Below are 22,231 nucleotides of genomic sequence, written 5' to 3'. Positions count from 1 at the left end.
AAACGTTGTTGATTTTTTCACCGTTTTTAGTGAAAATGAAGGTAGAACTTTAACAACAAAGAGGATGAATAAGATGATGCAAGCAATCGCTGTCATTGCCCCAAATGGAAAAATTTTAGGAGCAGATGAACATTTTTTTCAACATTTTTATCATCGTGTTATGGATGACGATTTATTAAGAAAGTTTATTCAAGAAGCGAAAAACGGTCGTATGACTTCGTATGCCATTGTAAAAAAAGCAAATGAGCAACACGATGTATATGTACAAGCAACAGCTTTGTATAACAAAGAAGGAACATTGCGGGCTCTGGGGCTTACTTATCAATACGAGCCGTTTATCGACATGCGTCTTACTTCTTCGATAGCTTCGCTTTCATCCGAATTTACCTTTATTTTATCAGCAGAAGGAGAGATTACGTACGTTTCGCCAACTGCCCAATATGTGTTGAAATACGAAAAAGAAGTTTGTAGCCAAGAATTATTTTCTTTTGTTCACCATGATGACATACCGCTTCTAATGGAAAAATTACATACAATTTATGCGACAAAAGAAAAAGAAACAACTGTGGAATGCCGTTGGCGCACAAACGAAGGGCATTTTATATGGATTCACATGCATGCTCAACCGTTGTTCAATGAGCAAAACGAAATTGAACATGTCATTGTTGTGGCAAAAGATATTACAAAGTGGAAATGTTGCGAGGAAGCACTTGCAAAATTAAAACATTTCGATTCGTTAACCGGCATTCCAAATCGCTTTTATTTTGAAGTGTATGTTGAACATATGATTCAACAAAAAAAACCATTTGCCTTATGTTACATTGATTTTGACAAAATTAAGTGGATTAACGATCGTTTTTCGTATCAAGCAGGGGATTTTTTTTTACAAGAAGCTGTTCGCCGCATTCAGCAACATTTGCAACAAGAAGACTTTTTTGCTCGCATCGGTGGCGATGAGTTTGTCATCGTGCTACATGACGTGAACAAAGAAATGATTGTGGAGCGCATGGAGCATTTGCTTCAATCGTTTGTACAGCCATTTCGATATAAAAAGCATGTCATTCAATCAGCCCTTTCTATTGGAGTGACGTTCTTTCCGCAAGACGGTACAGACTTAGATACGTTGTTGAAACAAGCTGACCAAGCGCTTTGCTATGCGAAGGAAAGAGGGAAAGGGTATCATTTTTATCATCCACAGCAAAATCGAAAAACGATGATTGAACAAGAGTTGCCCCTTGCGTTATTGAACAATCAGTTTTATTTATGTTATCAACCGAAAGTATCGTTAGATAACAAAGCTATTATGGGAGTCGAGGCGCTTATGCGTTGGACGCATCCAACGCTTGGTGCGATTTCGCCATTAGAGTTTATTCCGATTGTAGAGAAAAATGGATTTATTTTTGAAATTACAACGTGGGTATTAAACGAAGCGTGTCGACAAGTAAAACAATGGCAAACTCACTTTCCGACCCTAAAACTCGCAGTGAACTTATCACCATTTCTACTCAATCGAAAAGAATTTGTGACGCATGTGAAAAATATTTTGCAAGAAACACAGTTTCCACCGAACTATTTAATTTTAGAGATAACCGAAAGTGGACTAATGGAAAATATAGAAACAGGAAAGCATATTTTAACAGAGTTAAAACAGCTTGGCATTCAAGTAGCGATTGATGATTTTGGTACTGGTTTTTCATCGCTTGCATATATTCGAAATTTGCCTGTTTCATTATTGAAAATCGACCGCTCATTTATTCGTGACATCACAGATAATTCGAAAGATGCAACGATCGTCGATACAATTATCCACTTAGCAAAAAGTTTAGATTTACAAGTACTCGCCGAAGGAGTAGAACGCGACGATCAAGTATTGTTGTTACAAAAAATGGATTGTGATTTCGCGCAAGGGTTTTATTTTAGTCAGTCGCTAGAAGCAGAAAAGTTGTTGCAATGGCTCGAACAGCATAACGAAACGAGAGGGGCGCTTCATTAGCGTCTCTTTTCACGTTTTGTTCACATATATTTTCTTTTTTCTTCACAAATTTACATTAATGTGGACGTATAAAAGACAAACACGAGGACTGAGTGAACATGCGTAGCTTATTTTTTTTGCTCATATCCATAGTTACACTTTTGTTTACAAAAACAGTATATGGAGAAAAGATTGAAGTACATGAACAGTTGCAACAAGCTATTGATGAGGCGCATGCTGGCGACGTGCTAATCGTGAAAAAAGGGATATACAAAGGTCCAATTATTATTCGCAAGCCGCTTCATCTTGCTGCTGAGCCTGGCGCGGTAGTTGATGGAGGAGGAAGCGAATATGTTGTTGCCATTCGTGCCCCTCGGGTTCATGTCGAAGGGTTAACGGTTCGTAACAGCGCGTATGGAAAAGGGGCTGGTGTGCTCATTCAAGAAAGTTCACATGTTACGTTAAAACATGTGAGCATAGAAGATGTGCATTACGGTATTTATGTAGAAAAGGGAACACATATCAATCTCTTAAACAATGCAATTCGTGGACGGGATATTCACTTTGCGCAACGAGGAAACGGTATTCACCTATTGAAGACAAACCATGCTGTTGTGCGGGAAAATCATATTTCACGTGTGCAAGATGGCATTTATTTAGATTGGGCTAAGCAAACCGTGATGGAAAAAAATAAAGTAACAGATGCCCGCTATGCGATTCATTTTATGTACTCTGAAGGTGGAGTGGCAAAAGAAAATGTGCTGACAGAAAACATTAATGGACTGATGATGATGATGTCAAAGCAGTTTACGATTGAACATAATACGATTACAAAACAGCTGGATTATCGTGGATATGGAGCACTCATTTACGATAGCGAACATGTCGTAATGCACAACAATACATTACTTTATAATAGCACAGCTTTATCTTTACAAAACGCACGTCATTGTCATATAAAAGGCAATGAGTTTATCGGTAACTATCGTGCATTGCATAGTTTATATGAAAACCCCGACACAATTGTTTTCAAAAATAAATTTTTAGGAAATATGGAAGACGCAATTATTCAAGGTACGCCTATTGCATTTGATGATGGACATAAAGGGAATTATTGGGATTCTTATCAATTTTATGATTTTAACGACGATGGGATTGGTGATACCCCACATCGCATTCGTTCCATGTATAGTCGACTGTTGCGGAAATGGCCAAGTGTGCAATTTTATTTTCAAAGTCCGGCGTTAGCACTTCTCGATACAACAGAATCATTTTTTACGCAAGCACAAGCGCAAGGGGAAGATCGCTTTCCACTTATGGAAGTCGATCGCAATAAAAACGAAACAAACGAAAGATCGTGGAAACTGTTGTTGTTTGGAAGCACTTTATTTATGAGTAGCTTGTTTATGATTGGATATGGGAGGAGAGCGATACATGAAAAAAATAGTTAGTGTTTTATTTACATGTTTTCTTGTCGCATGTAGTGGAACGAAAACGTATGAGCCAGAAGAGATTAATCCAGATATTGATGTGTGCGTTGTTTGCAATATGAGTATCGTAGCGGAGCAGTATGCAACGGAAGCGATTTTAAAAGATGGAACGGTGCATAAATTTGATGATATAGGCTGTATGATTGAGTGGACGAATAAACAAAACAAAGATGACATTGCAAAGTTGTACGTTCGCGATGTGACAAACGGCGAGTGGATTGAGTTTGAGCAAGCTGTTTACGTATACAATCCAAATTATTGGACGCCGATGAACTATGGAGTCGTTTCATTTGCAAATGAAAAAAACGCCAAAGAGTACATGGAACAAGAAGGGGAAGGGCAATTATGGACATATGAGCAACTAAAACAACATCGGTGGGGATTTGAACAATGAATACAGCGATAAAGTACCAATGGATGATGATGATTCGTAGCAAATGGCTCATAACTTTTGCTGTTTTGTTTGCCGTTCTATCATCAACTGTGATCGCCAGTAGCGGACACGAAACAGCAGGAGTATTCACACGTTCGACAGCGTCTTTATTAAATTTATCTCTGTTACTCGTTCCACTTGTTTCCTTATTAGCAGGGAGCCTATTTATCTCAGGGGAAAAAGAAGATGGTCGCTTATCGCTTATATTAACATATCCGATCTCTACTCGTTCTTTAACAGTTGGTTTATATGTGGGAAGCTGTATATCATTATGGACAGTAGTTGCACTCGGGTATGGAAGTGCAAGTGTCGCTCTTTTTGCAACAGGAGGAACGTGGTCGGCGTTTGTTTTTCTTTCGTTTGTACTAACCATTGTACTAGCGAGTATTTTTTTAGCAATCGCTTTATTCGTTGGACTTGTTTCCTCTAATCGTTTACAAGCTCTCGGTGTCAGTTTATTTATTTGGGCGTTTTTCGTTTTATTTTATGAATTTATCGTATTATTTTTGTTATCAATCGTTCCAAAGCAATGGACCATTTTCTTATTTACTTTATCCATTATATTGAATCCGGTTGAACTTATGCGTGTTTGGACTGTCACCGCTTTGAAAAGTAGCGCACTATTTGGACCGCAGCTATATGAATGGTCAAAATGGGCAGAAAGTGCAAGTGGACAACTTACATTTCTTGCGATCGCGTGCATATGGGTTATTGTGCCATTGTTTTTCGTGAATGTATGGTTGAAACGAGGGAAACGACATGCTTGAAGTGAAACAATTGACGAAAATATATAACGAGCAAAATAAAGTCGAAAACATTTCTTTTTCTGTTCAGAAGGGACAATGTTTAGCGTTATGCGGTGGTAACGGCGCAGGAAAAAGCACTATTATTAAAATGTTAATCGGACAGCTCACCCCAACGAAAGGGGACATACATGTAAACGGACAACCGATTCAAAACAACGACAAGCAATGGTTTTCGTTTATGCCTGACCATTTGCAATTCCCCCCCCTGTTCACAGGTTATGAAGTATTATCTTTATTCGGACGATGGCAAGGAGCAACAGACGAGCGGGTCAAACAATGTTTGGATGCTGTCGGATTAACAAATGATCGACATAAACAAGTAAAGACGTATTCAAAAGGAATGCAACAACGGCTTGCGTTTGCGCAAGCGCTTTTAGCGGACGCCCCATTGCTTATTTTGGATGAGCCAACAAACGGTTTAGATCCGTATTGGGTATGGGAATTTAAACGGCTTATTCGTTCTGAAAAAGAAAAAGGGAAAGCTATTCTTTTTTCAACGCATATGTTGTCAATGGTTGAAGAAATTGCAGATACTGTCGCGTTTATTCATCAAGGACAAATGCTCATATACGATTCGGTTTCTACACTTTGTCAAGACGGAAAGTCGTTAGAATCGATATTTTTTGCACAAATTTCACAACATATGTCATACTGAAAAAGTAAGCGAATATAGCTTGCTTTTTTCATTTCGAGGAGGATTGAGAGATGTTAAAGTTATACGTCATTCGCCATGCAGAAACCGAGTGGAATGCACAACAACGCATGCAAGGATGGAAAGATTCATCTTTAACTGAAACAGGAAGAAAACATGCGACACTTTTACAGGAACGTTTACGTACTGTCCCGTTTACGGCTCTGTATTGTAGCCCGAGCGATCGAACAAAAGAAACGGCGCAAATTGTGTTAGGGCAACGTCATGTGCCAATATATTTTGATGAACGACTACGTGAAATTTACTTAGGTCATTGGGAAGGAAAAACAATTGCAGAAATTGCCCAAGTAGACGAGCAAAATCATTATCATTTTTATTATAACCCAGATGCATACAAGCCGATCATTGGCGAGACGTTTCTTGATGTGCAACGTCGAGCTGTCGCTGCCATTCAGCATATTGCCGATACTCATTCAGAAGGTCATATTCTTGTCGTTACACACGGTATGGTGATTCGTACGCTTCTTGTATATTGGAAACAGCAAACGCTCGCACAGTTATGGAAAAATAGCCGTGTATACGGTACGAGTGTGACCATCGTTTCGTTTGAAGGAGGAAAGTGGAATATAGAATGTGAGTCAGATATTTCACATCTTGAAAGTGAGATGACACATTTATGAGAAAATGGCTTATTTTATTTACAATCATCTTTTTGATTAGCGGTTGTGTACAGCAAAATAAAGGAACGACGTTTGTTACGACAGTACAATATGTTGTTGATGGGGATACAATCAAAATAAAAAAAGATGGGGAGATTGTAACCGTTCGTCTATTAAACATTGACACGCCAGAAACGTATCGTGAAAAACAGGCGTATGGTGAAGAAGCAAAGCAATTTGCTAAAGATGTCCTTCTTCACAAAAAAGTGACGGTCGAATTAAGTGCGAAAGAACAACCGTATGATCGCTACGGTCGATTGCTTGCGTACATATGGTTGGAGGATGGAACTTTGTATCAAGAAAAAATTGTACAGGAAGGGCTGGCACGTGTTGCATACGTATTTGAGCCGGATACGAAATATGCTAAGCGATTATATAAGGCGCAAGAACAAGCAAAAAAAGCGAAAAAGCGTATTTGGAGTGTGGATGGATACGTAACAGAAAAAGGATTTAATATGAGCGTATGGCCCGACAAAGCTTCATGAATATAAAAGGGCTGAATGAAACAGCCCTTTTAATGTGCGAGCATCGCTTCCATATCTTCTTCCACATCGCCGATGAGTTTGAGACCAAACATATCTTGTAGTACATGTAGTACGCCTTCAGAAATAAAGTGCGGTGCTTTCGGTCCAATTCGAATGTCTTGAATGCCTAAACTAAACAATCCGAGTAAGATGGCAACCGCTTTTTGTTCAAACCATGAAAGGACGATGCTGACAGGCAGTTCATTCACTTCACAGCCAAACGCTTCTGCAAGCGCCATCGCAATTTTTACTGTCGAAATCGAGTTGTTGCATTGTCCTAAATCAATATATCGCGGAATGTTTGTACCAGGAACGACACCATAATCTACGTCGTTAAAGCGGAATTTTCCACAAGATGTCGTTAAAATAACTGTGTTTTTCGGTAAAGACGTCGCTAATGAACGATAATATTCGCCGCCTTTTCCAGGCGCGTCACAGCCTGCGATGACGAAAAAGCGTTCAATTTTTCCTTCCTTTACAGCTTGAATAATTTCTGGCGCAATTTGAATGACCGTTTCGTGATGGAAACCAGTAACTAATGTTTCGTCTGATTCGATATTTGCTTCTGGAAGTTGTAACGCTTTCTCAATTAACGGCGTGAAATCGTCATTCTCGATTTTTTGTACATGTTCTAATCCAGCTACATCGTATGAAAACATGCGATCAGCATACGAGCCTTTAATCGGCATGACACAGTTTGTTGTCGCTAAAATGGCGCCAGGGAATTTTTCAAATAGACGACGTTGGTCGTACCATGCTTTTCCGACATTCCCTTTTAAATGTTTATATTTTTTTAATTGTGGATAGCCGTGCGCAGGCAACATTTCAGAATGCGTGTAAATGTTAATTCCTTTTCCTTCTGTTTGTTTTAGTAGTTGTTCAAGGGCAAATAAGTTATGTCCTGTAACGAGAATACATTTTCCTTCAATTTTATTTTGCGTTACGCGAACAGGTTGAGGAATGCCGAGTCGCTCTGTATGTGCTCGGTCGAGCAATTCCATGACACGAATAGCAGCTTTTCCGACTTTCATCGCCATGTCCATATGTTCTTGCACGTTAAAGTTAGAGTTTGTTAGTGTCATATACAACGCTTCATGTGTCGTTGTATCTACAAATGGATCGGTATATCCAAGTTGATGAGCATGCGTGCGATATGCTGCAATTCCTTTTAGCGCAAACACAATCGTATCTTGTAAACTTGCAATGGTTTCATCTTTGCCGCAAACACCGACAACTGTACATCCCCCTATTGGTGTTTGTTCACATTGGTGACAAAACATCATAACCCCTCCTTTTCTTATTAACACTTTAACAATAGGGAAAAATACGTACGTCGTAAGTGATGCATATCACACTTTCATATAAAAATGTGAACAACATTTGACAATATTCCATATTGAATGACGAGAAAGAATGTATTAAAATGAAAGAAAATTGAATCAACTAAACTACTAGGGGTGCCGGATGGCGATGGCTGAGAGGGAAACGCGCAATCAGTTTTCCAACCCTTTGAACCTGATCTGGTTTGTACCAGCGGAGGGAAGTAGGCTATGTTTTCGGTATGCAAACTAGTCGATTCTGTCCGACTAGTTTTTTATTTTTTAAGGGGGGAATGAATGATGAATGTAGGACAATGGTTAACACGTGTGAGAGAGGAATCGCCGCTTGTACACAATATAACAAATGTCGTGGTGACCAATTTTGTTGCGAATGGTTTACTTGCTCTAGGTGCATCTCCTGTTATGGCGTATGCAAAAGAAGAAGTAGCGGATATGGTTCGTTTAGCTCGTGCTTTAGTGTTAAACATCGGTACATTAAACGAAACAGACGTAGAAGCGATGGTTGTTGCCGGGAAAGCAGCAAACGAAGCAAACATCCCTGTTATTTTCGATCCTGTTGGGGCAGGTGCGACGGTGTATCGCACCGAAACAGCAAAACGTATATTACACGAAGTGAACATTTCGATTTTACGTGGAAATGCATCAGAAATTGCAAGCATTACTGGAGAACAAGCACGCACAAAAGGAGTCGATGCAGGGGATGTGCAAGGGGATCTCGTGCATGTAGCGAAAAAAGCAGCGCGTATGTTTCGTTGTACAGTTGTTGTGACCGGGAAAGATGATGTGGTGACAGATGGTGAAAAAGTAATGATCGTCTCAAACGGTGATGTGATGTTGACGAAAGTAACCGGAACAGGTTGCTTATTAAGTGCAATATTAGGCGCATTTGCTGGCGTAGGAGAAAATGTGATCATATCATCTGTCGCTGCGCTTGCTTATTACGGTGTAGCGGCTGAAAAAGCAGCGAAACACGCCAAAGCGCCTGGTTCTTTTCAGCTTGCATTTCTTAATGCTTTATACGAAACGAGCGCAGAAGAAGTGAATGAATACGCACACATTCGAGGGGAATAAAATGATGAAACAAAAACTATCTTTATACTTTGTGATGGGAAGCGTCGATTGTACGAAAGATCCGCTTGCTGTGCTGGATGAAGCGATCGAAGGCGGCATTACGATGTTTCAGTTTCGTGAAAAAGGAAAAGGGGCACTGACAGGAGTTGAAAAATATCGTTTAGCCGAGAAGTTGCTTGAGCGATGCCGTGCTCACAACATTCCTTTTATTGTAAATGATGATGTTGATTTAGCACTTGCCTTACAGGCAGACGGTATTCATGTCGGACAAGAGGACGAAGCAGCTGAACGCGTTCGCAATCGCATAGGGAATAAATATTTAGGGGTATCTGTTCACAACTTGACTGAAGTAAAAAAAGCGCTTGCTGCTCACGCCGATTATGTTGGATTAGGTCCCATTTTCCCAACTGTTTCAAAAGAAGATGCCAAACAAGCATGTGGACTGACGATGATTGAACATATTCGTGCGCACGAAAAACATATTCCACTCGTTGCGATTGGAGGAATTACACACCAAACAGCAAAACAAGTGATTGAAGCGGGGGCAGACGGAATTGCCGTCATTTCCGCCATTTGTCGTGCCGAACAAATTCGTGAACAAACAAAAAGACTGTATGAGATTGTTATGTGTGCAAAACGAAAAGGCGACAGATAGTGTCGTCTTTTTCTATTTTTTGTGCAGGATTTTACCCACATATGTCGAAAAAAACAGCGAACATACGAAAGAAGGAGATGGGAAAGATGGAACATATCGTATTGTCATATGAAGATCGAGTTGCAACAATTGAGTTGAATCGTCCAGATGCGCTGAACGCTTTAAACGAGAAAATGTTAGCGGAGCTGTTACAAGCGTTAAAAGAAGTGGAAAAAAGCGAGGCGGATATTGTCGTCATTCGTGGGCGTGGAAAAGGATTTAGTGCAGGGGGAGACATTAAAACGATGTTGCAGTCAACGAATGAACATTCATTCATAGAAGTGATGGAAACGATTAAACAAATTGCAATAATGTTACATCAATTGCCGAAACTAACGATCAGTTACGTGCACGGTGCAGCTGCAGGGTTAGGATTTAGTTTAGCGCTTGCTTGTGACTATGTGATCGCAAACGAACAAGCGCGCGTTGCAATGAATTTTATCGGTATTGGCTTAGTTCCAGATGGTGGGGGGCATTTCTTTTTAAAACGAAAAATTGGTGATATCAAATCGAAGCAAATCATATGGGAAGGAAAAGTAATGGGTGCACAAGAGGCATATGAAGTGGGACTTATTGATGAAATCGGTGATGAGCAAACGATTCAACAAAAAGTAACGGAGTGGCTAGCAAAGCCGATTCGTGCGATGATTGCAACAAAGCAGTTGTATGCTTATTTAAGTGAAGAACAGTTATTGAACACGTTGCAAATGGAGACGGCGTATCAAGCGGAAATGCGTAAAACAAAAGATCACGAAGAAGGTATTCGTGCCTTTTTAGAGAAGCGTCGCCCGCATTTTAGCGGAAAATAAAAAATTTGAAAAACTTTCATCTTTGCCCTAGCCTGTTTGAGACTGTGACGTGTATAAATGAGATATAGAAAATATGACGAAAAGGGCGGCTGAAGATGAAAGTAGTGATTATTGACGATTACGCGCCGACATTAGAAATGATGGAGGCGATGCTCGAACATATTAAAGGCATTTCCATTCATCCGTTTGAAGATGCGGACGAGGCGTATGCATATATTTTATCTCAACATGTCGATGTCATTTTAATGGATATTTGTATGCCAAAAACAGACGGTATTGAATGGTGTCGTCGATTGAAGCAACATGAGCAATTGCAGCACGTTCCTGTATTAATGGTTACCGGTTACGATGATGAACAAAAATTAGAAGAGGCATTTGCAGCGGGGGCGTTTGATTACATTCGTAAGCCGTTCACCATGGTCGAACTCGTTTCGCGTGTTCAATTGGCATATCGCCAAAAAGAAACGATGGATCAACTGAAGCGAACGAACGAAGCATATATGGAAAGTTATCGGCATATGTGGACGATGCAAAAAAAGATGAATGAAGACTTACACTTAGCTCGACTCGTTCAAGAAGGTTTACTTCCTGAACCGCTGAATAATGAACATATTCATTTTGTCGGGACGTATATTCCTTCTTCACAACTATCTGGTGATTTATATTTTTGGCAACAAGTTTGTCCGCATATGTATGCTTTTATTGTGATTGATGTCATGGGGCACGGCGTTGCATCTGCACTTGTCGCGATGTCGATTCGTTCTTTATTACACGGCTTAATGACGAAAGTGACAGACCCGCTTCTTGTTGTGCATGAATTAAATCGACATGCTTTTCAATTGTTTGGAAAGGAAACGAAACATTACTTTACTGCTTTTTACGGAACAATTGATGTAAAAAGGAAAGTCATTGAATATGTAAACGCAGGCCATCCTCCAGCCATATTGATGACTAATCGAAAAACAATGTTTCTTAAAGAGGGGGGCATTCCAATTGGCATTGTACCAAATGCTCCATATAAAAAAGGGACGGTTTCGTTTCAACATGACATTTATCTTATGATTTACACAGACGGATTAATCGACGTGTTAGGTGAAGAATGTGCAAATCAGCTTGCCGATATGATGCAAACGGCTCATACGTTTGATGAGATGGTAACAAAAATAAATGAAAAAGCACAATATGATAAAGGAAATGACGATGTTACATTCGTCTCTATTCATGTAAAATAAGGCTCATCTATCTTTTAAAAAAACGGGTGCCCTGAAAGTAGCAGGGCACCTACTTATTTGATGTCTACAAATTGATCAAGTTGACAGATCGATAATATATGCTTAATAGGTGCTGAAACGCCTGTCATTTCAATACGCATTCGATCTTTCAATGGATACAACCAGCTAATCAGCAAACGAACGCCTGAGCTATCAATAAATCGAACAGCAGATAAATCGATTTGTAAATGAGATGTTTCCCACGGCTGTGATTGAATTGTTTCTTCCATGATGCGTGATGTTTCAAAGTTAATATCTTGCTGAAAAGAGACAACGATTTTATCATCATATGTAACAACGTCGATCATATTTCTCCCCCTTTATTTCGTGCGACAATAACAACGGCGCGTTTTCCTTTTTCGTCAAATGAAAAATGGGAAGCAAGCTGTTGAACGAGAAAAAGTCCGCGTCCTCCTTGATGAGTTAAATCAGGAGGAGGAGCGTTGAGTTTCTCCTCCCATTGAAAGCCGTCTCCTTCATCAATGACTTCAATGATGATTGCTTCATCTGACCAACTGATTTGTACAGCAGCATATTTTTTTGTAGAGTGTCGAATAACATTTGAGACGAGCTCCCATAATATTAATTGAATTGTATATTTTTGTATTTCGTCCAGTTGAATATGACCATGTATTTGCTCGAGCATCGCTGAAATCATTGTGCTATAATTTGTTTCATTTAGTTGAGCTTGAATCATTGTTTTTTAATTGAATCAAAAGTTGTTTTATATAAGGATGTTTATAATCCCCTTGATGCTCGAGACGATACAATTGACTCCATAAAGAGTTATATGTTGAACGAAACGAGAGCGGAACGTTTTCTCCAAATGAGCGTTGCAAATGCATGAGACGAAACTTTGCATAATTTCGTGACGGCACATCATTTGGAAGAAGCCCCATATCGATGCGAATGAGTTGCTCGTTTACTTCGTGAAGCAACGTTTCCGCCATTTCATCGATATGCGCAAATGTGCGTTGCTCGTATTTCAGCCGTGGACGTTTCATCGTCATCTTCCTCCGTTTAACAATTACGAATTAAACTTTTCAGTCAGTTCTTGATTTAAGTCGTTTAACTGTTCGGCCATTTCAGCAATTTGTGAGGCAGCGGATGAAATTTCATCAAACATTTGATGAAACTGTTCAATGAGTGAAGTAAATTGATCGATTTTTTTACTTGTTGATTTTACATCAGTAACGGACTGATCAAAAATATGAATAATGCTTTCATTTGCTTGTCGGAATGCTCGCGTTTCCTCGACAATTTGTTGAAACGCATGTTCAAATTTTCGAATCGTTTGTTGAACAATATCGATGTGATTTTGAATGTAGTCGAGCGATTGTTCTGTCTGCGTTGCAAGTTTTCGCACTTCATTGGCTACGACGGCAAATCCTTTTCCGTGTTCACCCGCACGCGCAGCTTCAATGTTGGCATTTAACGATAAAATATTTGTTTGATTGGAAATGTTGCGAATCGCGTTGACGATTTCACCAATTTTTCGCGAGCTATCGGTCAGTTCGTTCGTAAGCGACTTTGTGCCTTCAATTAATGTAGCAACACCATCTAGTTTTGTTAACGTTTGTTTTACATCTTCTTTTCCTTTTTCGACTCGTTCGCTCATTTGAACGGATTGACGTTGAATACTTGTTACTTCATTTAACATGCTTTGCACATTTTTTTGTACTTCAAAAATGGAAGCAGTCGTTTCTTCCGCGCTTGACGCAAGCGTTGTCGATGATTCTGTTAAACGATGCTGCAACTCTGCAATTTCATTTAACTTCATCATAGACGATGTGTACGATTCAATATATGTTTCAATCGCGATTTGCATATCGAATGAACAAAGTTTAGCAAACGATCGGTAAATGTTTGTTGCTTCTGTTGGAGGTAATTCTTCCATCAATATGTTAAGCACTTCATTTTGAATGATCGTATAAGCGCCTAAATACCATTCTGGAAATAGACCGATTCGGTTATGAACGTTGCCGATCACTTTTCGCCGAATGATGTACTGTTCACCAATTTCTCCAGACACCATATCCATTAAATAAGCGCGCAACGTTTGTTTTAAGCGATCAATCGTCGAATGATTGTCAATAATGCGTTTTAAATGTGACATTTGCCCAACTTGATCGTAAAACGCATTGACGATTCGTTCGACATGCTTAGCAAAGAGCGGGCGAATGGAAGCAAGTTGTTGTATATCTTCTTCTGTTAATGCGACGAAAGCAACTTGCTGTTTTCGATCGCTTGAAAGAAGTTGCCGATAATATGTTGAAACATGAGAAAATGTAGAAAGGTGAAGAGTGGAGTTTTCTTTTTCTTTTTGATGTTTTTTGCGAAACAATTGAATGCCCCCATGTTCATTAAAAAGGGCGTGAAATGGACATTTTGACATCATTTTCCCTCCAGTTTTCATAAAAAATCCCCCATAATATTATATCATGTACTGTAAAAATAAGAAGGAAAATTTTCATTTTATTTCCGAGGGAAGCGCAAAAAATGACAAAGTTTTCTCTACTTGTCGAATGAAAAAGAATAAAGTAGAATGTATATTTGTGAACCATATGAACTGCGGAGAGAGAAGCGATGAGTAAAAAAATTTTATACTTATTTTTTGTTTTAATAGGGGCTACGGTCGTTATTTTTGCGAATATGAAACATAACATTTATACGTTTATGTAAAATAGGTATTTCCATTAGTACATGTATCCCCCTTCGTACATACGCTAGAAGTGTAACAAACTTTAATGCGAAGGGGGGATGAAATATGCGCTGTCGTCCGAATATGATGCCGCCAATCGTTCATCCAACAAAATGTTGTACGCAACATCAGATGCAAACAACAATTGTGCCACACATTCATCCGTCACATACGACGTATGTGAATCATCATTTGTTCCAGCATCAACATTATTTTCCTCATACACAATCTGTTGTGAACGATGTATCACATCAACATGTTGTTTGTCCAGGGCCTGGTCCGTTTCCACGGCCATTTTAACCGAAGGCAATTCGCCTTCGGTTTTTGTCGAAAAAAAGACGAAGTTTGTGAAAATGAAAAATTGACAACGACTGCTTTTTCTGAAAGAATAGGTGTAGACATGGATAATTGAGGTGAGCAAACGTGCTTTCAGATCGCATCAACTTAACAGCAAAAGACATTCTTGAAAAAGAGTTTAAAATAAGTATGCGCGGATACAATCAAGATGAAGTTGATCGCTTTCTTGATTTAGTCATTAAAGACTATGAAACATTTCATCAAATGATTGAACAATTACAACAAGAAAATGCAAAATTGAAAAGCCAATTGCAGGAGGCACAAAAACGTCAGCCATCTCAAACGGGAACGACGAACTTTGATATTTTACAACGTCTCTCTAATTTAGAGAAGCATGTTTTTGGTAGCAAACTTTATGAATAAATGTTCCAACCTTTTCTATTGATTTGGCTTATCGTTTCGGATATACTAACATATGCTTACATGAATCATGTTCGGGTAATCGCTGCGATGTGTATGCATCGTAGAGGAAAGTCCATGCTCGCACGGTGCTGAGATGCCCGTAGTGTTCGTGCCTAGCGAATGCATAAGCTAGGGCAGTCTGGCGATGAGCTGGGCTGACGGCAGGGAAAGAGCCTACGTCCTTCAATGGATATGGCTCGACTACCTTTAATGTGCCACAGTGACGTAGTCTTGCTGGAAACGGCAAGAGTGGAACGCGGTAAACCCCACGAGCGAGAAACCCAAATGATGGTAGGGGCACCTTCTCAAAGGAAATGAACGGAGAGAAGGACAGGCGTACAGCCTGTAGATAGATGATTACCACCGAAGTACGAGGCGCAAGCCGTTTGCAGTACGACGGAACAGAACATGGCTTACAGAACATGATTCATGGCATCACTCTCCTGCATAACGTCAGGGGAGTTTTTGTTTTTTTGGGAGTACGAGGGGAGAGTTGGCTTTGAACAAAAAATTAGCATCTTTGTTTGGTTTAGATACATTTTTATCTGTGTCTCATGCCATTATTCAAGAAGCAGACGAAGGAATCATTGTTACGGATAGTGAAGGGCATATTTTATTAGCTAACCCAGCTTTTGAAACAGTGACAGGTTATACGCAAGAAGAAGTGCTCGGAAAAAAACCGAATATTCTTCGCTCTGGTTTACACGATCGCAAGTTTTATGAAAACATGTGGGAAACGTTGCGCGATCATGGAGTTTGGAAGGGAGAAATTTGGAACAAACGAAAAAATGGCGAGTTGTTTGTCGAATGGTTAACGATTAAAGCCATCTATGATGCTACCGAAAATCCAACGCATTATGTAGCGATCTTTTCAGATGTGACGCAGCATAAGCGGACGATGGAACAACTTGCGCGATTATCGAACTATGATTTGTTGACCAGCGTTCCAAATCGACAATTATTTACGAAACGTCTTCAACATTTACTTGATATGGCACGTCGCTACAATCAGCAATTAGCGATTTTGTTTCTTGACTTAGACCGCTTTAAATATATTAACGATGAGCTTGGTCATTACAATGGAGACATATTGTTAAAAAAGGTAGCCAATCGTTTAAAAAAGCTACTGCGCACAAAAGATACGTTAGCGCGTATTGGTGGAGATGAATTTGTTGTCATTTTACCTAAACTAAAAGATGTTCAAGAAGCTGTTAGCATAGCAGAACAAATGGTTGAATCATTACAAGCTCCTTTTATGTTAAACGGAAAAGATGTATATATGTCCGCAAGCATCGGCATAAGCATGTACCCAAACGACGGAGATGATGGGGAAACATTATTACGTCGAGCCGATCGCGCCATGCAAAAAGCGAAAGAAAGCGGAAGAAATCGCTTTGAATTATATACAGCTAAGTTAGACTACCAAAGCGAAGTGGTCATGTTAGAAAATTATTTGCGAAAAGCGATTGAACGAAACGAGTTGCTTGTTTACTACCAACCTGTTGTTCATATGAAAACGAAAAAAATTGAAGCACTTGAAGCATTAATACGTTGGCAACAACCGAATATCGGGTTCGTTTCTCCTGCGCAATTTATTCCGCTTGCAGAAGAAACGGGATTGATTGTTCCAATAACAAAATGGCTATTCGAACAAGCGTGTATACATATCAAGGCGATGCATCAATTCGCTCCACATATGAAAATCGGAATCAACATTTCTGCTGTTCATTTTCAACAAGACGATTTTGTTGAGCAATTATCAACGATTGTCAAACAAAACGATGTACATCCGCGCTTTTTTAAATTAGAACTAACAGAAAGTACGATTATGCCAAATGCAGAGGAGTCTGTTCAAAAACTTGTACAGTTAAAACAGTGTGGTTTTAAACTAGCTATTGATGATTTTGGGACAGGTTTTTCTTCATTAAGTTATTTACATCGTTTTCCAATTGATATTTTAAAAATCGATCAATCGTTTATTCGTCGCTTATCTCTATATAGCGATGATGCGACGATCGTCTCAACAATTATTATGATGGCTCATCATTTGCATTTATCAGTCGTGGCGGAAGGAGTCGAGACAGAGCAACAATATGAGTTTTTAAATAAACAACAATGTGATATGGCACAAGGATATTACATTGCTAAGCCGATGCCAATAGATGAGGTGCAGCACTTTATTCAAGAATGGGATGAATATATGAATGAAAGGTGAATGAATATGGGGCACATAACGTTAATTGCTACTGCAGCGATGGGGCTTGAGTCCATTGTTGCAGATGAAGTACGCGCGCTCGGGTATGACTGTCAGGTGGATAATGGAAAGGTGACGTTTGTTGCAGATGAGCGGGCGATTTGTCGCACGAATTTATGGCTTCGCACAGCCGATCGTGTAAAAATCAAAGTGGGCGAATTTTCGGCGACAACGTTTGATGAGTTGTTTGAACAAACAAAAGTGCTGCCATGGGCACAGTTTTTACCTATGGACGCCCAATTTCCTGTCGTTGGGAAGTCGGTTAAATCAAAATTGTTCAGTGTATCGGATTGTCAAGCGATCGTAAAAAAAGCGATTGTTGAAAATTTAAAACAACATTATGGCGTTTCATGGTTCGAGGAAACAGGTGCACAATTCCGTATTGAAGTTGCTTTACATAAAGATATCGCTACATTAACAATCGATACGAGTGGTGCTGGGTTGCATAAAAGGGGTTATCGTATCAAGCAAGGGGAAGCGCCATTAAAAGAAACGTTAGCAGCAGCGCTCGTTCAATTAACGAATTGGACGCCAGATCGTCCGTTTGTTGATCCGTTTTGTGGATCGGGAACGATTGCGATTGAAGCAGCACTGATTGGTCAAAATATTGCACCAGGATTTAACCGCGATTTTGTATCCGAACAATGGAGTTGGATTCCATCTCAATTGTGGGACGAAGCAAGAGAAGAGGCGGAAGATTTAGCGCGTTACGATCAACCGCTACATATTGCCGGCTTTGATATTGATCATCGCATGGTAGACATTGCAAAAACAAATGCGCAAGAAGCAGGATTAGCCGACTTAATTGCGTTTAAACAAATGCAGGTGAAAGATTTTCGAACGAAAGATGAGTACGGCGTCATCGTCGGCAATCCTCCTTATAGTGAGCGATTAGGGGAAAAAGAGGAAGTAGAGCAGTTATATCGGGAAATAGGAAAAACATTCGTTGCACTCGATACGTGGTCGATTTATATTTTAACATCCCATCGTCAATTTGAACAGTTGTACGGAAAACAGGCAACGAAGCGTCGCAAATTGTTTAACGGCTTCATTGAAACACAATATTATCAGTTTTGGGGGCCTCGTCCGCCGCGTTCATATGACAAGCTGTCTCGTTGACAGCTTCTTTTTCTTTTCAACTTCATTGACTTCTTTCTTTTTTTGGTCGATAATTAATGTTTGTGTACTTCGTTAAAATTAATGGAGGGGCTAAAAAATATGAGTAAATATCCGTTTACATTAAGCAAAAACGAAAACTTTTTTGATAAATTAAACGAATGGATTGGGGACGTGTTTTACGATATTTTACCTGAAGCAGGGTTTGAATTGCGAGATGAACAGATTTTTATGGCATTTCAACTTGAGCGGGCATTTAAAGAGAAAAAAGTGATGTTTGCTGAAGCCGGTGTAGGAACAGGAAAAACGATCGTATATTTGCTTTATGCTATTTGCTATGCACGTTATATCGGAAAACCTGCCATTATTGCTTGTGCAGATGAAACGTTAATTGAACAGCTTGTAAAAAAAGAGGGAGATATTGCGAAAATTTCGCGCGTTTTAAACATAAACATTGATGTTCGCTTAGCGAAGTCACCAAATCAATATTTATGTTTAAACAAATTGGACGATATATTAATGACGGAAGAAGAGGAATTGTATGAGCAAATTTTTGATGAATTGCCTCCATTTGTTCATGATCATGCCCCACTTCAAACGTTTTATCATTACGGTGATCGGAAAGATTACTCTCATTTAAGCGACGAGCAATGGTCAAAAATTGCTTGGGATCCGTTTCAAGACTGTTTAGCATGTGAAAAGCGTCATCGTTGTGGTCAAACGTTATCGCGCGATTATTATCGCAAAGCAACGGATTTAATTATTTGTTCTCACGATTTTTATATGGAACATATTTGGACGTATGAAGCACGAAAGCGTGAAGGACAGTTACCACTGTTACCAGAAGCGAGTTGTGTCATTTTTGATGAAGGACATTTATTAGAGTTTGCTGCTCAAAAAGCGTTAACCTATCGTATGAAAGAAACGACATTAGAAACGTTACTTTCCCGTTTATTAGAAAATGATATTCGCGAACAATTAGCTTATTTAATCGAAGATACATTGGAACTTAGTGCACGATTTTTTGATGAATTGATGAATCATGCGAAAGCGGTATCGGGATCTAATCGTCAAGAGATAACATTTACCGCGTCTCTTTTGCAACTGGCACAAACGTTACGAACAAAAGTAGAACAAATTGGAGACGAACTCGTATTTGAGAGTGAAACGTATACGATTGACCATTATCAATTGAAAGTTGTTGACGAATATTTAGACCAAATTCATCATTCGCTATATTTATTCATTCATAATCGTGATGCCATTACATGGCTTGAATCATCGCTAGATGGCAATACGCTTGTCATTATGCCGAGGACGGTACAAGAAGTGTTGCGTGAAAAAGTATTTTCTAAACATATTCCATTTATTTTTTCATCTGCCACATTATCGAATGAAAAATCATTTGATTATATGGCAAAAAGTCTTGGCATCGACGAATATTTATCATTTCATGTTGATTCTCCATTTGACTATGATGAACAAATGACGATTTATATGCCAATGTTTGAAAACGATGAGCGTATATTTGAAGAAAAATATGCATATGCCATGCAAAAAATACGCGAAACGAATGGGCGTGCTCTTGTGTTATTCCCAACACGCGAACAATTAAATGAATTTAAAGCCCGTGCTCAGCAAGAAGACGGATTCACTTTTTTATTTGAAGGCGATCAAGAAATAAGCGAACTTGTTTCTCGTTTTCAAAATGAAGAAGAAACGGTTTTATGTGCCCAACATTTATGGGAAGGCTTAGACATTCCAGGTCCATCATTAAGTAACGTCATCATTTGGGCGCTTCCTTATCCACCGAATGATCCTGTTTTTCAGGCGAAGCGAAAACAAACGGACAATCCGTTTTGGGAAGTGGATGTTCCGTATATGATTTTACGATTGCGACAAGGGATAGGGCGTCTTATTCGTCAACGGGATGATCGAGGAATCGTGTGTATTTTTGTGACAAATGATGAACCAATGCAGGTGATTGAAACGATCAAACGTGTATTACCGACAGAGGTACATCAAAAATAAAGGAATATTTGTAAGTATTGTAGAATAACAAATACAATGGAATGGAGGGAAGAAAATGAAGAAAAATATTCAGGCAGTTGAAAAGCAATTTTTGCAGTACGTCAAAAAAATGATGGCATACAAAGAAGCTATTTCGCTTATGTATTGGGATTTGCGTACAGGGGCTCCGAAAAAAGGGGTTGACCAACGTTCAGAAGTGATCGGGATGTTATCGCAAGATGTATTTCATATGTCGACCTCAGAGCAAATGGCGGCATATATTGCGGAACTTTCAGCGAAGCCTGTACAGGAACAATTGTCATCGGTCACCCGTTATACGATAGCAGAATGCCAAAAGGAATACGAGCGAAATAAAAAAATTCCTGCTGATGAGTATAAACAATATGTCATTTTACAGTCCAAATCGGAAAGCGTATGGGAAGAAGCGAAAGCGAAATCTGACTTTTCCCTTTTTGAACCGTACTTAAAACAGCTTGTTGATTTTACAAAACGCTTTATCACATATTGGGGGACAAATGGACACCCATATAATACGTTATTAGATTTATACGAACCGGGTGTGACCGTTGATTTGCTAGACGGTGTGTTTTCAAAATTACGCGACCATATTGTTCCGCTCGTTCAACAAATTAGCGAGTCGCGATACAAGCCAGAAACAAACTTTTTATTTCAGCCGTTTCCGAAAGAAAAGCAACGAGCATTTAGTTTAGCGCTTTTAAAAGAATTAGGCTACGATTTTGATGCAGGGCGGCTCGATGAAACCGCGCACCCTTTTGCGATAACGTTAAATGAAGGGGATGTCCGAATTACAACGAAATATGACGAAAACGATTTTCGGACGGCTGTATTTGGTACGATTCACGAATGCGGTCATGCTCTTTATGAGCAAAATATTTCTAAAGAGCTAGCGGGTACACCTCTTTACGATGGCACATCAATGGGCATTCATGAATCACAATCGCTATTTTATGAAAATTTTATTGCTCGTCATTATTCGTTTTGGAAGCGGTACTATCGCTTGTTACAACAATATGCTCCGCATTTTGTTGACGTTCCATTGGATGATTTTTATCGTGCAATTAATGAGTCAAAACCGTCTCTTATTCGCATTGAAGCGGATGAGTTGACGTATCCATTACATATTATTATTCGATATGAAATGGAAAAAGCGTTGTTTGATGGCGCGATTGAAGTGAGAGATTTGCCACACATTTGGAATGAAAAATACGAGGCGTATTTAAGTATTCGTCCGAAACGTGATGCAGAAGGAATTCTTCAAGATGTACATTGGGCTGGAGGGAGTTTTGGTTATTTTCCATCGTATGCACTTGGATATATGTACGCGGCACAGTTTAAACACACAATGGAGAAAGAGCTACAATTTGATCGGTTGCTTGAAAATGGGGAACTTGTTCGTATTCGAGAATGGCTTACAAAGCATGTTCACCAATTCGGAAAGACGAAAAAACCGCTCGATATTTTACATGAAGTAACCGGGGAAGGTCTAAATCCGACCTACTTAATCCATTACTTAGAAGAAAAATATAAACATATTTATCGATTATAAAAAACCGGGCGAGTGCCCGGTT

General features: G+C 39.3%; 22 protein-coding genes, 1 other RNA gene and 1 riboswitch. Of the genes, 18 read left to right on the top strand and 5 right to left on the bottom strand.

The features are described 5' to 3' along the window. The first annotated feature begins 64 nt into the window (after positions 1 to 64). The 7 genes from ACYQY7_RS01260 (at position 65) to ACYQY7_RS01230 (ending at position 6,557) form a co-directional block, all read left to right on the top strand. Entirely contained in the window at positions 65 to 1,993 is a 1,929-nt protein-coding gene (locus ACYQY7_RS01260; RefSeq protein ID WP_461200344.1) for a putative bifunctional diguanylate cyclase/phosphodiesterase, read from the top strand. A 98-nt stretch (positions 1,994 to 2,091) separates the two neighbouring features. Then, positions 2,092 to 3,423, top strand: a complete 1,332-nt coding sequence (locus tag ACYQY7_RS01255) for a right-handed parallel beta-helix repeat-containing protein (protein WP_461200343.1) — start codon at positions 2,092 to 2,094, stop codon at positions 3,421 to 3,423. After that, positions 3,407 to 3,856, top strand: coding sequence for a nitrous oxide reductase accessory protein NosL (locus ACYQY7_RS01250; RefSeq protein ID WP_461200342.1), 450 nt, complete (start codon positions 3,407 to 3,409; stop codon positions 3,854 to 3,856). The genes ACYQY7_RS01255 and ACYQY7_RS01250 overlap by 17 nt, the downstream gene beginning before the upstream one ends. After that, the gene (locus tag ACYQY7_RS01245; protein WP_461200341.1) at positions 3,853 to 4,662 is read left to right on the top strand and encodes an ABC transporter permease; all 810 of its coding nucleotides are present in this window, start codon (positions 3,853 to 3,855) and stop codon (positions 4,660 to 4,662) included. Before ACYQY7_RS01250 ends, ACYQY7_RS01245 begins: the two co-directional genes overlap by 4 nt. Next, positions 4,655 to 5,356 carry an ABC transporter ATP-binding protein gene (locus tag ACYQY7_RS01240; RefSeq protein WP_461200340.1) on the top strand — a complete coding sequence of 234 codons (702 nt, stop codon included), beginning with the start codon at positions 4,655 to 4,657 and terminating at the stop codon, positions 5,354 to 5,356. The genes ACYQY7_RS01245 and ACYQY7_RS01240 overlap by 8 nt, the downstream gene beginning before the upstream one ends. Before the next feature lie 50 nt (positions 5,357 to 5,406). Continuing rightward, positions 5,407 to 6,033: a histidine phosphatase family protein gene (locus ACYQY7_RS01235; protein ID WP_461200339.1), complete on the top strand. Its 627-nt coding sequence runs from the start codon at positions 5,407 to 5,409 to the stop codon at positions 6,031 to 6,033. Next, positions 6,030 to 6,557: a thermonuclease family protein gene (locus ACYQY7_RS01230; RefSeq protein WP_461200338.1), complete on the top strand. Its 528-nt coding sequence runs from the start codon at positions 6,030 to 6,032 to the stop codon at positions 6,555 to 6,557. The genes ACYQY7_RS01235 and ACYQY7_RS01230 overlap by 4 nt, the downstream gene beginning before the upstream one ends. Positions 6,558 to 6,586: 29 nt before the next feature. Here ACYQY7_RS01230 and hcp read toward each other — a convergent pair whose 3' ends face one another. Beyond that, entirely contained in the window at positions 6,587 to 7,876 is a 1,290-nt protein-coding gene (gene hcp / locus ACYQY7_RS01225; RefSeq protein ID WP_461200337.1) for a hydroxylamine reductase, read from the bottom strand. A gap of 163 nt (positions 7,877 to 8,039) precedes the next feature. Then, positions 8,040 to 8,155, top strand: a riboswitch (TPP riboswitch). A gap of 57 nt (positions 8,156 to 8,212) precedes the next feature. Between hcp and thiM the strand changes: the two genes are divergently transcribed. The 4 genes from thiM to ACYQY7_RS01205 all read left to right on the top strand — a co-directional run bounded on the left by thiM (position 8,213) and on the right by ACYQY7_RS01205 (position 11,742). Further along, on the top strand, positions 8,213 to 9,007 hold the full coding sequence (gene thiM, locus ACYQY7_RS01220; RefSeq protein WP_461200336.1) for a hydroxyethylthiazole kinase: 795 nt from the start codon (positions 8,213 to 8,215) through the stop codon (positions 9,005 to 9,007). Between the two features lies 1 nt (position 9,008). Continuing rightward, positions 9,009 to 9,662, top strand: coding sequence for a thiamine phosphate synthase (thiE, locus tag ACYQY7_RS01215; RefSeq protein WP_461200335.1), 654 nt, complete (start codon positions 9,009 to 9,011; stop codon positions 9,660 to 9,662). An 86-nt stretch (positions 9,663 to 9,748) separates the two neighbouring features. Beyond that, on the top strand, positions 9,749 to 10,510 hold the full coding sequence (locus ACYQY7_RS01210; RefSeq protein WP_461200334.1) for an enoyl-CoA hydratase: 762 nt from the start codon (positions 9,749 to 9,751) through the stop codon (positions 10,508 to 10,510). 95 nt (positions 10,511 to 10,605) lie between these two features. Beyond that, complete coding sequence (locus ACYQY7_RS01205; RefSeq protein WP_461200333.1) at positions 10,606 to 11,742, top strand: SpoIIE family protein phosphatase; 1,137 nt, start codon at positions 10,606 to 10,608, stop codon at positions 11,740 to 11,742. A gap of 53 nt (positions 11,743 to 11,795) precedes the next feature. Here the strand turns inward: ACYQY7_RS01205 and ACYQY7_RS01200 are convergent, their stop codons facing one another. Genes ACYQY7_RS01200 through ACYQY7_RS01185 form a run of 4 tightly spaced genes read right to left on the bottom strand, consistent with a single transcriptional unit; the run spans position 11,796 to position 14,176 of the window. Then, positions 11,796 to 12,089: an STAS domain-containing protein gene (locus ACYQY7_RS01200; protein ID WP_461200332.1), complete on the bottom strand. Its 294-nt coding sequence runs from the start codon at positions 12,087 to 12,089 to the stop codon at positions 11,796 to 11,798. Then, entirely contained in the window at positions 12,086 to 12,478 is a 393-nt protein-coding gene (locus tag ACYQY7_RS01195) for an ATP-binding protein (protein ID WP_461200331.1), read from the bottom strand. The genes ACYQY7_RS01200 and ACYQY7_RS01195 overlap by 4 nt, the downstream gene beginning before the upstream one ends. Beyond that, complete coding sequence (locus ACYQY7_RS01190) at positions 12,456 to 12,785, bottom strand: hypothetical protein (RefSeq protein WP_461200330.1); 330 nt, start codon at positions 12,783 to 12,785, stop codon at positions 12,456 to 12,458. Before ACYQY7_RS01190 ends, ACYQY7_RS01195 begins: the two co-directional genes overlap by 23 nt. Positions 12,786 to 12,808: 23 nt before the next feature. After that, complete coding sequence (locus ACYQY7_RS01185) at positions 12,809 to 14,176, bottom strand: protoglobin domain-containing protein (RefSeq protein ID WP_461200328.1); 1,368 nt, start codon at positions 14,174 to 14,176, stop codon at positions 12,809 to 12,811. Positions 14,177 to 14,548: 372 nt separating this feature from the next. On the opposite strand from ACYQY7_RS01185, the gene ACYQY7_RS01180 reads away from it, so the two are divergent. The 7 genes from ACYQY7_RS01180 (at position 14,549) to ACYQY7_RS01150 (ending at position 22,209) form a co-directional block, all read left to right on the top strand. Beyond that, positions 14,549 to 14,782 (top strand): CotD family spore coat protein, encoded by a 234-nt coding sequence (locus ACYQY7_RS01180; protein WP_055441280.1) that lies wholly within the window; start codon positions 14,549 to 14,551, stop codon positions 14,780 to 14,782. Positions 14,783 to 14,905: 123 nt separating this feature from the next. Further along, the gene (gpsB, locus tag ACYQY7_RS01175; protein WP_461200327.1) at positions 14,906 to 15,202 is read left to right on the top strand and encodes a cell division regulator GpsB; all 297 of its coding nucleotides are present in this window, start codon (positions 14,906 to 14,908) and stop codon (positions 15,200 to 15,202) included. A gap of 67 nt (positions 15,203 to 15,269) precedes the next feature. After that, positions 15,270 to 15,662, top strand: an RNA gene (rnpB, locus tag ACYQY7_RS01170) — RNase P RNA component class B. Between the two features lie 78 nt (positions 15,663 to 15,740). Then, positions 15,741 to 17,456, top strand: a complete 1,716-nt coding sequence (locus ACYQY7_RS01165) for a putative bifunctional diguanylate cyclase/phosphodiesterase (protein WP_461200326.1) — start codon at positions 15,741 to 15,743, stop codon at positions 17,454 to 17,456. Between the two features lie 6 nt (positions 17,457 to 17,462). Further along, positions 17,463 to 18,614 (top strand): THUMP domain-containing class I SAM-dependent RNA methyltransferase, encoded by a 1,152-nt coding sequence (locus ACYQY7_RS01160; protein WP_461200325.1) that lies wholly within the window; start codon positions 17,463 to 17,465, stop codon positions 18,612 to 18,614. A 99-nt stretch (positions 18,615 to 18,713) separates the two neighbouring features. After that, the gene (locus tag ACYQY7_RS01155; RefSeq protein WP_461200324.1) at positions 18,714 to 20,642 is read left to right on the top strand and encodes an ATP-dependent DNA helicase; all 1,929 of its coding nucleotides are present in this window, start codon (positions 18,714 to 18,716) and stop codon (positions 20,640 to 20,642) included. Between the two features lie 55 nt (positions 20,643 to 20,697). Then, the gene (locus ACYQY7_RS01150; RefSeq protein WP_461200323.1) at positions 20,698 to 22,209 is read left to right on the top strand and encodes a carboxypeptidase M32; all 1,512 of its coding nucleotides are present in this window, start codon (positions 20,698 to 20,700) and stop codon (positions 22,207 to 22,209) included. The last annotated feature ends 22 nt before the right edge of the window (positions 22,210 to 22,231 follow it).

The sequence above is a fragment of the Anoxybacillus sp. TBDG-1 genome (genome assembly GCF_054815885.1).
Note: the sequence above shows the minus strand (reverse complement) of the source record. Positions and strands in the feature narration are given on the sequence as shown.

Coding starts and splice junctions, on each gene's coding strand:
- hcp (WP_461200337.1), bottom strand. CDS start 7,876: ATGTTTTGTCACCAATGTGAACAAACACCAATAGGGGGATGTACAGTT.
- ACYQY7_RS01235 (WP_461200339.1), top strand. CDS start 5,407: ATGTTAAAGTTATACGTCATTCGCCATGCAGAAACCGAGTGGAATGCA.
- ACYQY7_RS01150 (WP_461200323.1), top strand. CDS start 20,698: ATGAAGAAAAATATTCAGGCAGTTGAAAAGCAATTTTTGCAGTACGTC.
- ACYQY7_RS01155 (WP_461200324.1), top strand. CDS start 18,714: ATGAGTAAATATCCGTTTACATTAAGCAAAAACGAAAACTTTTTTGAT.
- thiE (WP_461200335.1), top strand. CDS start 9,009: ATGATGAAACAAAAACTATCTTTATACTTTGTGATGGGAAGCGTCGAT.
- ACYQY7_RS01240 (WP_461200340.1), top strand. CDS start 4,655: ATGCTTGAAGTGAAACAATTGACGAAAATATATAACGAGCAAAATAAA.
- ACYQY7_RS01245 (WP_461200341.1), top strand. CDS start 3,853: ATGAATACAGCGATAAAGTACCAATGGATGATGATGATTCGTAGCAAA.
- ACYQY7_RS01210 (WP_461200334.1), top strand. CDS start 9,749: ATGGAACATATCGTATTGTCATATGAAGATCGAGTTGCAACAATTGAG.
- ACYQY7_RS01180 (WP_055441280.1), top strand. CDS start 14,549: ATGCGCTGTCGTCCGAATATGATGCCGCCAATCGTTCATCCAACAAAA.
- ACYQY7_RS01250 (WP_461200342.1), top strand. CDS start 3,407: ATGAAAAAAATAGTTAGTGTTTTATTTACATGTTTTCTTGTCGCATGT.
- ACYQY7_RS01195 (WP_461200331.1), bottom strand. CDS start 12,478: ATGATTCAAGCTCAACTAAATGAAACAAATTATAGCACAATGATTTCA.
- ACYQY7_RS01190 (WP_461200330.1), bottom strand. CDS start 12,785: ATGAAACGTCCACGGCTGAAATACGAGCAACGCACATTTGCGCATATC.
- ACYQY7_RS01230 (WP_461200338.1), top strand. CDS start 6,030: ATGAGAAAATGGCTTATTTTATTTACAATCATCTTTTTGATTAGCGGT.
- ACYQY7_RS01255 (WP_461200343.1), top strand. CDS start 2,092: ATGCGTAGCTTATTTTTTTTGCTCATATCCATAGTTACACTTTTGTTT.
- ACYQY7_RS01200 (WP_461200332.1), bottom strand. CDS start 12,089: ATGATCGACGTTGTTACATATGATGATAAAATCGTTGTCTCTTTTCAG.
- ACYQY7_RS01160 (WP_461200325.1), top strand. CDS start 17,463: ATGGGGCACATAACGTTAATTGCTACTGCAGCGATGGGGCTTGAGTCC.
- thiM (WP_461200336.1), top strand. CDS start 8,213: ATGATGAATGTAGGACAATGGTTAACACGTGTGAGAGAGGAATCGCCG.
- ACYQY7_RS01185 (WP_461200328.1), bottom strand. CDS start 14,176: ATGTCAAAATGTCCATTTCACGCCCTTTTTAATGAACATGGGGGCATT.
- ACYQY7_RS01205 (WP_461200333.1), top strand. CDS start 10,606: ATGAAAGTAGTGATTATTGACGATTACGCGCCGACATTAGAAATGATG.
- ACYQY7_RS01260 (WP_461200344.1), top strand. CDS start 65: ATGAATAAGATGATGCAAGCAATCGCTGTCATTGCCCCAAATGGAAAA.